Source organism: Streptomyces sp. CB02414, from assembly GCF_001905385.1.
In the GTDB taxonomy this organism is placed as follows: domain Bacteria; phylum Actinomycetota; class Actinomycetes; order Streptomycetales; family Streptomycetaceae; genus Streptomyces.
The window spans coordinates 49,777-62,066 of record NZ_LIPF01000008.1; the positions used below are offsets into that span (position 1 = coordinate 49,777).

Below are 12,290 nucleotides of genomic sequence, written 5' to 3' on the forward strand. Positions count from 1 at the left end.
CAGGTCCCGCGCGGGCCTCTCGGCCCTTGGGTTCTTCGGTTCACCAGATACTCGTCTCGTCCGAGGCAGCTCTCACCGGCTGCCGATCACGGTGTCGCGTGATCTTAGGCTTCGGGTGACGGCTTGTGAGAAGAGTGCGCGGCGGGGGTAGTTGGGTAAAGCGGTGTGTTTCGGCCTTCGCTGTCGGACGCCGCCGGGAAGGTGATCGATTCCGGAAGGCGAGTGGCCTCGCATGTGACGGATCGCACAGGCGGCGCCACCTGACGGTAAGTTAATCTTCAGCGGGATTCTGATCGTCAGCTGGTACAGCGTGACGGGAGGCAAGGGTCTGGGTGCGCCGTTTCGGACTTGGTGTCACCCCGCGCTGCCTGAAAGGACCTTTGATGACATCACGCGTACGCAGACGCATGCTGGTCGGTATCGCTGCGACGGCCGTGTCCGTGGCAGGGGTGACCTCGATCGCCTTCGCCGCGTCGCCCCCGTCCTCGGCTTCGGCGGGCGCCGCAGCGGCGGACTCGCCCCCGTTCGCGGTCGAGGACTTCAACTACCCGAACGCGGAGCGTGTCCTCGAAGAGGAAGGCATTCTCCTGAAGAGGGGCGACGGCCACGTCACGCTGGCCGACTGTGACTTCTCGGTCGATCAGATCCGGGTGCAGACCGTCGCTGACCCGACGGTGGGCCGGAAAGAGCTGTACTGCTTCAAGGCCACTGGCGCGTCCGGCTACATCACCCTGGAACTTCCGCGCGTGTTCGCTCTGGAGGCCGCGGACCGACCCATCAGTGCCGACCTGACCGCCGAGGGCGAGACCACCACCGTGAATGTCGCCGAGGGGCAGTTCGTCACCGTGGGCGAGGGAGACCTTCCTTCCGGGGGTAAGCAGTCCGTTCTGGTCGAAATCCGCGTCACAGGCTGACCGAATCCGACTGAGGCCACATGAGGATGACCGGCCGGACGGCCCCTGAACGTCCCGGTGCCGATACCGGGCTGGGCCGCCTTCGGGGCCGGCCCTGGGGGCCGTTCGGGCGCCGGTCACCCGCACCCGTCCATGGAGGCCCGGGGGCCGCGGGTCACAGTCCGAGGACTCCGGGCTCCGCGGCCAGTTCCGCGAACCGCCGCAGCGGATCGGCCACCAGTCTGCGGGCGTTCAGGTCCATCAGCCCGCCCACCCCCTCGATCTCGGCGGCCACGGTGCCGTCCGCCTTGCGGACGGCCTGGACGATCCGGAACGTCTTGCCCTCGCCCCACTCGAAGGCGCAGGTCACCTCTACCTCGTCACCGGCGAACAACTCCCGCCGGAAGCGGATCGTCGTCTCCAGGGCGACCGGCCCCACACCCCGGGCCACGAGGTCGGCCTGCCGGATGCCGGCGGCCTGGAGCAGCGACCAGCGGGCGTGCTCCGCGTAGTTCAGGTACACGGCCTGGTTGAGATGGCCCTGTGTGTCGGTCTCGTACCCGCGGACGGTCACGGGCACGGAGAACGGTTCGCTCACGGCTGCTGCCTCTCCTCACACACGTACTGCGCGTACTGCGTCTGCTGACCGGCCGATCCTGACATGCGGGCGTCACACCTTCCGCGGCGAGGCCAGCAGATAACGGGCCCTGCTGCGCGGCTCGGTGTGCTCCCCGACCTGCCAGCCCGCCCGCTCCAGCGTCGCCGCACAGGCCCGCAGCGCTGTGCCGTCGGGCTCGTACACGGCGACGGCCTCGGGCTGCGGCGTCGCGCGCACCCGGTAACCGTGACCGTCACCCGTCGCCGGGGTGTGCCCGGCGGCCTCCAGGGCGAGCGCGGCGGCCGGCACGAGATGCGTACGCTCCCACCCGCACGGCCGGTCCGTCGCCCCGTCGGAATGCGTCATCCGGCGCAGCTCCAGCAGTCCCTGCCAGGCGCTGAGCACCTCGCGCAGCCGCGCCGGACCGCCTGCCGGCGCGGGATCCTCGCCGCCGACCCGCGCGGCGAACACGCCACCGGAGTCCGGGGAGGACGGCCGGTCGGCCGAAGGCGCCGCATCCCCCGCCGGGGCTTCCCGCATCCGGTGCCCCGCCGGGGTCAGGAAGTGATCGTGCGGCGGACGGGGATGCCGGAAGGCCAGCCCCCGCTTCACCAGCGCCGCGAGTTGCGCGTCCGTGCCTTTCAGCCGCCCGGTCACGGGGTCGGCGGCGGCGATGACACGCCGCTGCGCGGCGGTCGGCGACAGTGCCACGGCGTCCTCCTCCCCTCCTGGCCCACACCTCGGAAGGTTACGACGGGGGTCTGACATTCCACGCGGCGATCACCGGACGCGCGTGCTCCGTGCCCAGCCGGCACAGCGTCCCCGTGCCCAGCTGGAACAGGGCGCCGTCGGACGGCGGCAGCCCCAGGTACCGCGCGGTCAGCACCCGCAGGAAGTGCCCGTGCGCCACCAGCACCACGCACCCCTCGGTGTTGGCGAACGCGGCCTCCGCCCTGGCCAGCACCCGGTCGGCCCGCTCGCCGACCTGCTCGGGCGTCTCCCCGGGATGCTCCGGCGGCCCGGGGTCGACCCCGTCCGTGAACAGGAACCAGTCCGGCCGGCTCCGGTGGATCTCGACGGTCGTGATCCCCTCATACCCGCCGTAGTCCCACTCGTGCAGGTCCGGATCGACGCGCAGCTCGTCGGACTGCAGTCCGATCAACTCGGCGGTCTCCCGGGCCCGCTGGAAGGGGCTGACGAAGGCGGCCCCGATGCGGTGCGACCGGATCAACGGCACCAGACTCCGTGCCTGCTCCCGCCCGTGTTCGGTCAGCGGCACGTCCGTCAGCCCGGTGTGCCGCCCGGACCGCGACCACTCGGTCTCACCGTGCCGGATCAGAAAAAGATCACCCATGGCGCCCAGGTTACGGTCGCAGGCCCGGCGATCGGTGCGCAGGCGCCTGCGACGCACAGCCCGCGGACGGTGAGAGCGCAGGAAGGTGATAATGAAATCATGCAGTCACGCGGCGAGTTGGGGGACTTCTTGCGTTCGCGGCGGGCCAGGATCCGGCCCGAGGACGTCGGCTTCGCCTCCGGCTCGGGCCTGCGGCGCGTGCCGGGGCTGCGCCGTGAGGAGCTGGCGCACCTGGCGGGGGTGAGCATCGACTACTACGTACGCCTGGAGCAGGGCCGCAACCGCAGCGCCTCGGACGCCGTGCTCGGGGCGGTGGCCGCCGCGCTGCGGCTGGACGATGACGAGCGCGCCCACCTCTTCCGGCTGGCGCGGCCCCGGCAGCCGGAACCGGACACTGCGCGGGAGGAGGCCGTCGACGGGGCGACGCGCCCCGGAGTGCGTCGGCTGCTGGACTGGATCACCGCTCCGGCGCTCGCCATGGGCCGCCGGATGGACGTACTCGCCTGGAACCGGCCCCTGTGCGCCCTCATCACCGATTTCGCCGCACTGCCGGTCGCCGAGCGCAACCTGTGCCGGCTCCACCTGCTGAACGACGAGATCGGCCGCCGCTACCCGGACCGCGAAATGATCGCCCGCGAGGCGGTGGGCCATCTCCGCATCGCTGCGGGCCGCTTTCCCGAGGATCCCGAACTGTGGCGGCTGGTCGACGAGCTCAACGAGGGCAGCGAGGAGTTCCGGCGGCACTGGCGGCAGCACACCGTGCGCACCAAGTCCCACGGTCTCAAACGCATCGACCACCCCGAGGCCGGCCCGCTCACCCTCTCGTACGAGATCACCCACTTCCCCCAGGACCCCGAACTCAGCCTCCTGGTCTACACGGCGGCTCCGGGTTCGCCCGAGGAGGAGGCTCTGCGGGTCATGGCCAAGGCCTAGGCCTAGGCCGGTGAGGGGGGACTGGGAGTACCCAGGTTCGGCGTGCCCTCGGTGAGACAGAGCGGAGGGAGCCGGGCCGCGACCCGACCAGGATGACAGGACCATCCGCCCCACCGGCCCCGCGAGGTCCTCCATGCGCCTGTTCGCGTCCGCCCTGGCAGCCGTCACCGCGCTCGCCCTCACCGCCGCCACCGGCTCCCAGGCCGCCACCGGCTCCGCACCCGCCAGCGACTCCGCACCCGCCACCGGGTCCGGGACCGCCGCCGCACGGCTCCCCGACCACTATGTGATCCCGGGGGAGAAGGCCTTCCCCACCGGCGTGGCCTACGATCCGCGCAGCGGGCACTACTACGTGGGCAGCGCCCAGGACGGGACCCTCTACCGAGGGCATGTGCGCAAACCCACCGCACGGGTCTGGTCGCCCGCCGGGAGGGACGGACGCTCCTTCACCGCAGGCATGACCATCGACAGCGAGGGGCGGCTCTACGTCAACGGGGGCGGCACCGGCACGCTGCGCGTCTACGACACGGCGACCGGCACCCTGCTGACCACACAACACGGCGCGAAGGGCGGTTTCGTCAACGACGTCACGGTGGCCGCGGACGGCACCGCCTACGTCACAGACTCCTTCAAGCCGGTCGTGTACCGCCTGACCGAGGACGAGCGCGGCCGGTGGAAACTGGAGCACTGGCTGGACGTCGCCGCCTCGGGCATCGACTGGGTCGCCGGACAGCACAACCTGAACGGCATCGTCGCGGTCGGCACCGGCCACCTGCTCGCCGTGCAGAGCAACACCGGCAAGCTGTGGCGCATCGACCGCTCCACCGGCCGGACCGCCGAGGTCGACCTCGGCGGACGCACCCTGGCCAACGGCGACGCCCTGGCCTGGCGGGACGGCCGCCTCTACGTGACCCAGGGCAACCTGTACGCCGATCCCGGCACCCAGCCGCAGGTCGCCGTCGTCGAGATGGACGACGACCTCACCCACGGCCGCTTCGTCGACCGGCTGGTGCCGCCGGACGGGCTCCTGCATCCGTCCGCCGCGGCCCTCACCGACCACGACCGCCTTCTCGTCGTGAACAGCCAGTACAACCGCTGGGTCGCCGGTCTTCCACCGGAGAGCCTCCCCTTCACGGTCTCCAGCCTGCCGCTCGACCAGGGGACGGCCGCACCAAGGACGCACTCCCCGGGTTTTGAAGCGGCGGCTACTGCCGGTATCCGCTGAGGAACCGCCCGATCCGCCCGATGGCGGCCTCCAGGTCCTCCGCGTGCGGCAGCGTCAGGATGCGGAAGTGGTCCGGGCTCGGCCAGTTGAAGCCGGTGCCCTGGACCACCTGGATCTTCTCCCTCAGCAGCAGGTCCAGGACGAACTTCTCGTCGTCGTGGATCTTGTGCACGGCCGGATCGATGCGCGGGAACGCGTACAGCGCCCCCTTGGGCTTCACACACGACACACCGGGGATCTCGTTCAGCTTCTCCCAGGCCACGTCCCGCTGTTCGCGCAGGCGTCCGCCGGGTGCGGTCAGTTCGTGGATGGACTGGCGGCCGCCGAGCGCCGCCTGGATGGCGTACTGGGCGGGCGCGTTGGCGCACAGCCGCATGGAGGCCAGCATGGTCAGGCCCTCCAGGTAGTCCTTCGCGTGCTGCTTCGGACCCGTGACCACCAGCCAGCCGGAGCGGAAGCCCGCCACCCGGTACGTCTTGGACAGGCCGCAGAAGGTCAGGACGACGAGGTCGGGGGCGAGGGCGGCGGCCGAGTGGTGGACGGCGTCGTCGTAGAGGATCTGGTCGTAGATCTCGTCGGCGAAGACCATCAGACCGTGCCGGCGGGCGAGGTCGAGGATGCCCTCGACGATCTCCTTGGGGTAGACCGCGCCGGTGGGGTTGTTGGGGTTGATGATGACGACCGCCTTGGTGCGGTCGGTGATCTTCGACTCCATGTCGGCCAGGTCCGGGTACCACTCCGCCTGCTCGTCGCACAGGTAGTGGACCGCCTTGCCGCCCGCGAGTGTGGTCACCGCCGTCCAGAGGGGGAAGTCGGGGGCGGGGATCAGTACCTCGTCGCCGTCCTCCAGCAGCGCCTGTACGGCCATGGAGACCAGCTCGGACACGCCGTTGCCGAGGAAGACGTCGTCCACGTCCACCTCCAGGCCGAGCGCCTGGTACCGCTGGGCGACGGCCCGGCGGGCGGAGAGGACGCCGCGCGAGTCGGTGTAGCCGTGCGCCCGCGGGAGCATCCGGATCATGTCCTGGAGGATCTCCTCCGGCGCCTCGAAGCCGAAGAGGGCCGGGTTGCCGGTGTTCAGGCGCAGCACGCTGTGCCCCGCCTCCTCCAGCGCGTTGGCGTGCTCGATCACCGGGCCGCGGATCTCGTAACAGACCTCGCTGAGCTTGTTCGACTGCCGGAACTCCATGCGCCGCTACCCCTCCGGAATCTGGTGTTGCTTGGTTTTACCAAGTAGCAGCTTGGAAAGTCCAACAACTTGTCTACACTGCGTCGCATGTCACCTCGTCCTCGCCGAAGCTACGACCAGTACTGCTCCGCCGCCCGCGCCCTCGACGCCGTCGGCGACCGCTGGACCCTGCTGATCGTCCGCGAGCTGCTGGCCGGTCCGCGGCGCTACACCGACCTGCACGCCGACCTGCCCGGCGTCAGCACGGACGTACTCGCCTCACGGCTGAAGGACATGGAGCGCGAGGGGTTGACGACCCGGCGCCGGCTGCCCCCGCCCGGAGCCGCGTACGTCTACGAACTCACCGAGCGCGGCAGCGGGTTGCTGCCGGTGCTGGAGGCGCTCGGCGCGTGGGGCGCCCGCGAACTGGGGGAGCGGCGGCCCACGGACGCCGTCCGGGCGCACTGGTCCGCGCTGCCCCTGCGGCGGGCGCTGCGGGAGGCCGGGGCGGGGGAGGGGGTCGTCGAAGTCCGGCTGGAGGAAGGGACCTTCCACCTGTACGCCGGTGACGGGGAGAGCGATCTCGGCCGCGGGTACGGTTCCGTGTACGGCGACGGGCCCGCCCCCGGTGAGCCCGACGCCCGGCTCGTGCTGGACGCCGGGGCCTGCGCGGCCGTCTGCCGCGGGGAGCTGGGTCTGCGGGATGCGGTGCGCGAGGGCCGTGTCGAGGTGACGGGCGAGGGCACGGCGGCGAAGGCGCTCAGGGAGGCGTGAGACGGCGGAAGGCCCGCCGCGAGGCGGGCCTTCTACGGGCGTGACGGTCGATCAGGCGCCCGGCGGCACCCTCGACGGCCGCCCCGACCCGCGCGTCAGCGCGTAGCCGCCGACGCCCGCGAGCGCGGCCAGCACGCCGCCGATCCCGGTCCACACCCACCGGTCGGACCACCAGCCGGAGGACCAGCCGTCCTCGGGCTCGATCGCGGACAGCACCGCGCCGCCGTCCTCCTCGTCCTCGTCCGCACCGGACTTCATCGCGACGCCCGGCACCAGCGGCTCGGACAGCGAACCGTCCACCGCCGCCGCCCCGCCCATGTCCTTCGAGCCGACCTCGACCTCGGCGCCCACCCGGACGCCGAGGTCGGAGGTGGGCAGGTCCACGACCGTCAGCCGGACGTAGTACGTGCCCGGCAGCGGGTCGTTCGCCCACGGCTCGGACCAGGCGCGGACGGTGCGCAGCACGCAGGCCAGCTCCACGGAGGAGGCGTCCGCCGCCGCGGTGCGGGTCTGAGCGCCCCACTGGCAGGCCTGGCGCCGCCGCAGACCGTCGTACACGTCGACCCGCCAGGTCTGGGCCGCGTGTGTCTCGGGCAGCTTCACCGTGGCCCGCACCGTGGGACGCTGGCCGGCGTCGGCCGGGAACGACCAGTACAGGTAGTCACCGGCGGCACCGTTCGCGGTCGCCCGCTGCCCCTGCTCGATCTCGGTCGCCGTCCGGAAGGAGGTGCCCGCCGTCGTCGGCGCGTCACCGTCCCCGGACGGGCCCGCGGAGGGCGAGGAGTCGGCCGCCGCCGGGGCCGCGGCGAGGCCCAGCAGCAGGACCGCAGCACCCAGGACTCGTACAGCACGCATCAGTTGGTCCTCCAGACCGCGAACCGCCAGCGCGACAGCCAGCCCCACAGCAGACCGGCGAGGAAACCGACGAGCACCAGCACGCCGAGCAGCCACCAGCCGCGCCCGAGACCGAACGAGGCCACGTCGTCGGCGTCGCCGGGACCGTCCACGACGTCGACGGTCAGCTCCAGCGGCAGCCCCGGCGTGGTCTTCACACCGGAGGCGACGGAGAAGGAGTTGGTGACCTGGAGGCACACGGCCTCGGCCGCAGGCTTGTCCCCGTCCGTCTCGTCACTCTCCGCCTTCGGATACCGCAGCCCGGTCGAGATCACGTCCGTACGGCCGTTGCCCGCCGCCTCACCGCGCACGATCTCCCGGCCGTGCACCGTCACCGCCCGCAGCAGCACGCCGTGGGACGGATTGACGGCACGGTCCGCGCCGACGCTCACCGAGGCGCGCAGTTCCTGCCCGGGCAGCACGTCCACCCGGTACCAGCGCTGCTGGCCGAATTCCTCGCGGTCGGTGTACAGCCCAGACTCCAACGTCGGTGCCTTCGCGCACGAGTCGGCGCCCTCGGCGGCCACCGGCGTCACCACGGGGTCGGCCGCGCGGTCCACCAACTCGTTGACCCGGTCGGTCAGTTCGTCGGTGTGCTCGACCGAGGTGTACGTCCCGCCGGTCGCCTCGGCGATGCAGCTGAGCTGCTGCCGCATCTTGGCGTTCGGGACCAGGCCGAGCGTGTCGATGGTCAGCCCGATGCCCTTCGCGGCGATCTCGCGCGCCACCTCGCACGGGTCGAGCGGGGCGCAGGTGTCCTCGCCGTCGCTGATCAGCACGATCCGCTTGGAACCGTCGCCGCCCTCGAGGTCGCCGGCCGCCGCGAGCAGCGCGGGACCGATCGGCGTCCAGCCGGTGGGCGACAGGGTCGCCACCGCGGTCTTGGCCTCGGTGCGGTCCAGCGGGCCCACCGGGTAGAGCTGCGCGGTGTCCTTGCAGCCCCGCTTGCGGTCGTCGCCCGGGTAGTCGGCGCCCAGCGTGCGGATGCCCAGCTGCACCTCCTCGGGCGTCGCGTCGAGAACCTCGTTGAACGCCTGCTTCGCCGCGGCCATCCGCGTCCCGCCGTCGATGTCCCGGGTCCGCATCGACCCACTGACGTCGAGTACGAGATCGACCTTCGGTGCGTCCTCGCCCGTGGGTTCACCGGCGGCCGCGCCGGACGGGAACGCCAACCCCGCCGTCAGCGCGGCGAGCAGGGCACAGGCACCCGCCGCCAGCCGTGTTCTTGTGATCATCGGCGGATCTTATTGATCAGTGGTGCCGGGTTCCAAAACGAGACCGCGCGGACGCCCCGACTTCACCCCCAGTGCAGCGGATTGGGCAGCCAGGCCCAGAGGTCCCCGCCGCTCTCCGGTGAAGTACGCATCAGGGTCAGCGCCTTGACCGGCAGCGGCTCCTCGCACAGCGCCACGACGTCCGGTGTGCGCGGCAGTTCGCGCACGGCCCCCTCCAGCGCCTCCCGCAGCGCCGGGCCGGACCCCACGGTCGCCGCCAGCGCGCCACCCACCAGCGAACCGAACAACTTGCGGCGCAGCACCGCCGGGTCGTCCGTGAGCATCCGCGGCGGCAGGTCGGGGGCCGGGACGCCGTGCCGTGCCAGGCGTGCCGGACTCACCCTGATGTCGGCGAGGTCGCGGTAGACCAGGCGCCGGGGCTCGCCCGCCCGGTCCAGCACCACCAGCAGGTTCTGGCCGTGCGCCTCCAGGGCCACACCCAGCTCCAGGGCGCGCAGTCCGACGGTGAGCGCGAGCCGGGCGAAGGCGGCCGCCCAGCCGGGGCGGCGGGGCAGCCCGGTGGTGGCGAGGGCGGCCACCGGAACGACGCGCTCGCCGCCGCTCGCGTACACCTCGGGCGACTCGCGCAGCACGGCGGCCAGGTCGGGGGAGTGGGCGGTGGCCGCCCCCAGGGTGCGGGTCATGTGGAGCAGGCCGTCCGTACGCGCCGCCAGCTCCTCCCCGAAGGCCGACAGGGTCGCCGACGCGGCGATCGAGGCGACCGAGATGTCCCGCACGGAGGAGGTGAGCCGGGCGCTGAGCGCCGTCTTTACGTGGGGTCCGTCGGGCACGGCGAGCGTACGCAGGGACATCAGCGGACGGGCGGCGATCCGCTCCTCGCAGGGCCGCTTCAGCACGTGCGCCGCCTGCCACGGATGCACCGGGAGCAGCACCTTCGCCCCGTCCCGCAGGTCGGTCGGCCACATCCCCGTCACCAGGCACGCCGAGGCCGGCACGGGCACCAGACCCAGCCCCACCACCGGCCGGTGCTCGGGCCCGTACGCGAGCTGGTCCGCCACCGAGAAACCCGGACGGGAGCGGCAGCCCGGGTGGTAGGGATGCCCGTCCACCACTCGCTGCTCCCAGCCCCAGTCGCTGTCCGGCCACTCGTCCGGGTGAAGTTCCGGGGCCGTCCGCGACAGCGCCAACGACGCGACACTGTGCCCGAGTTCCGCCGCGAACCCCGCCGAGTGCGGCACGGCGAGGTCCGTCGTCAGCCGCGCCGGATCGTCGTAGGACACGTCGTCGAGGCGTACGACACGGACGTACGCGTCCGTCCGGTACGGGTCGGCGGCCGGACCGGCCAGCCGGCGGCCGTCCCGCAGGCGCAGCACGAGCCCGTCGCGCACCGCCTCCCGGCCCGCCACCCACGGCAGCGGTTCATGGGCGAAGGCACGCCACAGCCGGGTCAGCACCGCCGCGCGGGCGCCGGGCAGCCCGGCCGTGAACTCGGACAGCAGACCGGGACGGACGACGGCCAGTTCTTCGGCGACCTCGGTCTCCGCGGTGGGGGGACGATGCACGGGCGGGCTCCTCGGGTACGAGTCGGTACGAGTAGGAGGTCACGGCACAGGGACGAAGACGGGCATCACGACAGACATACTGATCGTCTCCGCCTCTCCGTCATGGACAGACCGTAGGGAACGAGTGGAACGCGTGGATTTCCTGCCCCCGCCCACCGGCGCCGACGCCGCCCCCCGCCCGGGCGTGGCCGAATCGGCCGACGCCTACGCGACGGTGCCGCTGCTCAACTGCCTGCTGCGCGAGGTGGCCGAACCCCTGCCGGACCCCGGCCCCCGGCCCGTGTACCGGCTGCCCGGCGGCAGGCTGCTGCGGGTGCGCGCGGGCCGCCGCCCCGCCGAGCCGGAGGTCGCCACGGCGGCGGGTGGCTGGCATCCGGTCGGCCACACCGCACTGGTGAAACTCGTCGCCGAGGAACTGCGCCACCACACCGGCCTGCCCAACCACGAACTGCCCACCGAGATCGCCGACAGCCGCGACACGGTGGCCGCCCTGCTCACGGCCCGCGCCCGCGCCACCCCGCCCCAGGACCTCTACCTCCGCTCCGAACAGGCCCTGATCACCGGCCACACCCACCACCCCGCGCCCAAAGCGCGCGGCGGAGGCCCGCACGCCGCCTGGCTGCCGTACGCGCCCGAGGCGCACGCCCGCTTCCCGCTGACCCTGCTCGCCGTGCGAGAGGACACGATCGTCGAGGAGGGCGACACCACCGCCCTCGACGCCCTGGCCGACGCCCCGCCCGGCTACCGGCTGCTCCCGGCGCACCCCTGGCAGCTCGACCTGACCGCGGGCGCCCTCGCCCCCGCCTTCGCTGACGGCCGCCTCATCCGCCTCGGCACGACCGGCGGCTTCGTCTGGCCGACGGCCGCGATCCGCACGGTGTACGCCCCCGATCCCGACCTCTTCCTCAAGTTCAGCCTCGACGTACGCATCACCAATGACATCCGCCGCCTGTGGCGCCACGACCTGCTGAAACTGCGCCGCACCGACACCGCCGTCACCGAGGCCTTCGACGCCATCGGCGCACCGGCCGCCTGGCTCGCCGACCGCGGCTACCGCACGGCGGACTTCGCCTTCGAGGAACTGGCCGTCGTCGTCCGCGACGGACTGCGGGACCGCGTCCTGCCGGGGGCCACCCCGCTGCTCGCCGCCGCCCTGGTGGAGGGCTTCGAGGGCAGCCCCCTGGAGGCCGCCGCCGACCCGGCGGCATGGTGGGAGGCGTACCTCGCGGCCGTCGTCCCGCCCGTCCTCACCGCCTTCGCCGAGGACGGCGTCGTCCTGGAGGCGCACCTCCAGAACACGCTGGTCGCCGTGGACGCGGCCGGGATGCCGGTGCAGGCCCTGTTCCGGGACGCGGAGGGCGTCAAGCTGCTGCCGGAGACCTCGCGGGCGGCCGGGTGGGAGCGGCTGGTGTACTGCCTGGTCGTCAACCACCTCGTGGAGATCGCCGCCGCCCTGGCCGAGCACCACTCGGGGTTCGATCCCTGGCCCGCGGCCCGCCGGGCCCTGGCCCACCACACCGACCTGCCGGAGATCCCGGCCCTTCTCACCGCACCCACGCTCCCCGCCAAGACCAACCTCCTGCTCCGCTGGACCGGCGCGGACGGCGCCGACGCGCGGTACCGTCTGCTGCCCAATCCGCTGCGGGGGGCGTGA

The 12,290-nt window shown here is 72.6% G+C and carries 12 protein-coding genes; 5 read left to right on the forward strand and 7 right to left on the reverse strand.

What is annotated here, in order from left to right; genetic code table 11:
* Positions 1-383 precede the first annotated feature (383 nt).
* On the forward strand, positions 384-914 hold the full coding sequence (locus AMK11_RS38725; RefSeq protein ID WP_073730395.1) for a hypothetical protein: 531 nt from the start codon (positions 384-386) through the stop codon (positions 912-914).
* Positions 915-1,068: 154 nt separating this feature from the next.
* Here AMK11_RS38725 and AMK11_RS25470 read toward each other — a convergent pair whose 3' ends face one another.
* The 3 genes from AMK11_RS25470 to AMK11_RS25480 form a co-directional block, all read right to left on the reverse strand.
* Entirely contained in the window at positions 1,069-1,491 is a 423-nt protein-coding gene (locus AMK11_RS25470) for an acyl-CoA thioesterase (protein ID WP_073730396.1), read from the reverse strand.
* Positions 1,492-1,563: 72 nt separating this feature from the next.
* Positions 1,564-2,202, reverse strand: a complete 639-nt coding sequence (locus AMK11_RS25475) for a hypothetical protein (protein WP_073730397.1) — start codon at positions 2,200-2,202, stop codon at positions 1,564-1,566.
* A gap of 37 nt (positions 2,203-2,239) precedes the next feature.
* A complete protein-coding gene (locus AMK11_RS25480) occupies positions 2,240-2,845 on the reverse strand; it encodes a histidine phosphatase family protein (protein WP_073730398.1) in 606 nt (201 codons plus the stop codon).
* A 99-nt stretch (positions 2,846-2,944) separates the two neighbouring features.
* On the opposite strand from AMK11_RS25480, the gene AMK11_RS25485 reads away from it, so the two are divergent.
* Both AMK11_RS25485 and AMK11_RS25490 read left to right on the forward strand, forming a co-directional pair.
* On the forward strand, positions 2,945-3,778 hold the full coding sequence (locus AMK11_RS25485) for a helix-turn-helix transcriptional regulator (protein WP_073730399.1): 834 nt from the start codon (positions 2,945-2,947) through the stop codon (positions 3,776-3,778).
* A gap of 133 nt (positions 3,779-3,911) precedes the next feature.
* The gene (locus AMK11_RS25490) at positions 3,912-5,003 is read left to right on the forward strand and encodes a hypothetical protein (protein WP_073730400.1); all 1,092 of its coding nucleotides are present in this window, start codon (positions 3,912-3,914) and stop codon (positions 5,001-5,003) included.
* Here the strand turns inward: AMK11_RS25490 and AMK11_RS25495 are convergent.
* Positions 4,984-6,192: a pyridoxal phosphate-dependent aminotransferase gene (locus AMK11_RS25495; RefSeq protein ID WP_073730401.1), complete on the reverse strand. Its 1,209-nt coding sequence runs from the start codon at positions 6,190-6,192 to the stop codon at positions 4,984-4,986. The genes AMK11_RS25490 and AMK11_RS25495 overlap by 20 nt on opposite strands.
* A gap of 87 nt (positions 6,193-6,279) precedes the next feature.
* Between AMK11_RS25495 and AMK11_RS25500 the strand changes: the two genes are divergently transcribed.
* Positions 6,280-6,945, forward strand: a complete 666-nt coding sequence (locus AMK11_RS25500) for a winged helix-turn-helix transcriptional regulator (protein WP_073730402.1) — start codon at positions 6,280-6,282, stop codon at positions 6,943-6,945.
* A gap of 51 nt (positions 6,946-6,996) precedes the next feature.
* On the opposite strand, the gene AMK11_RS25505 is transcribed toward AMK11_RS25500, so the two are convergent.
* The 3 genes from AMK11_RS25505 to AMK11_RS25515 form a co-directional block, all read right to left on the reverse strand.
* Positions 6,997-7,800, reverse strand: coding sequence for a hypothetical protein (locus AMK11_RS25505; RefSeq protein WP_073730403.1), 804 nt, complete (start codon positions 7,798-7,800; stop codon positions 6,997-6,999).
* Positions 7,800-9,074, reverse strand: a complete 1,275-nt coding sequence (locus tag AMK11_RS25510) for a VWA domain-containing protein (protein ID WP_073730404.1) — start codon at positions 9,072-9,074, stop codon at positions 7,800-7,802. The genes AMK11_RS25505 and AMK11_RS25510 overlap by 1 nt, the downstream gene beginning before the upstream one ends.
* 62 nt (positions 9,075-9,136) lie before the next feature.
* Positions 9,137-10,636, reverse strand: a complete 1,500-nt coding sequence (locus AMK11_RS25515; RefSeq protein ID WP_073730405.1) for an IucA/IucC family protein — start codon at positions 10,634-10,636, stop codon at positions 9,137-9,139.
* A 124-nt stretch (positions 10,637-10,760) separates the two neighbouring features.
* On the opposite strand from AMK11_RS25515, the gene AMK11_RS25520 reads away from it, so the two are divergent.
* Positions 10,761-12,290 carry an IucA/IucC family protein gene (locus AMK11_RS25520; protein WP_073730406.1) on the forward strand — a complete coding sequence of 510 codons (1,530 nt, stop codon included), beginning with the start codon at positions 10,761-10,763 and terminating at the stop codon, positions 12,288-12,290.

Excerpts from the sequence above, each read along its gene's own strand:
- AMK11_RS38725 (WP_073730395.1), top strand. The coding sequence starts at position 384 with ATGACATCACGCGTACGCAGACGCATGCTGGTCGGTATCGCTGCGACG.
- AMK11_RS25480 (WP_073730398.1), bottom strand. The coding sequence starts at position 2,845 with ATGGGTGATCTTTTTCTGATCCGGCACGGTGAGACCGAGTGGTCGCGG.
- AMK11_RS25485 (WP_073730399.1), top strand. The coding sequence starts at position 2,945 with ATGCAGTCACGCGGCGAGTTGGGGGACTTCTTGCGTTCGCGGCGGGCC.
- AMK11_RS25490 (WP_073730400.1), top strand. The coding sequence starts at position 3,912 with ATGCGCCTGTTCGCGTCCGCCCTGGCAGCCGTCACCGCGCTCGCCCTC.
- AMK11_RS25495 (WP_073730401.1), bottom strand. The coding sequence starts at position 6,192 with ATGGAGTTCCGGCAGTCGAACAAGCTCAGCGAGGTCTGTTACGAGATC.
- AMK11_RS25500 (WP_073730402.1), top strand. The coding sequence starts at position 6,280 with ATGTCACCTCGTCCTCGCCGAAGCTACGACCAGTACTGCTCCGCCGCC.
- AMK11_RS25505 (WP_073730403.1), bottom strand. The coding sequence starts at position 7,800 with ATGCGTGCTGTACGAGTCCTGGGTGCTGCGGTCCTGCTGCTGGGCCTC.
- AMK11_RS25510 (WP_073730404.1), bottom strand. The coding sequence starts at position 9,074 with ATGATCACAAGAACACGGCTGGCGGCGGGTGCCTGTGCCCTGCTCGCC.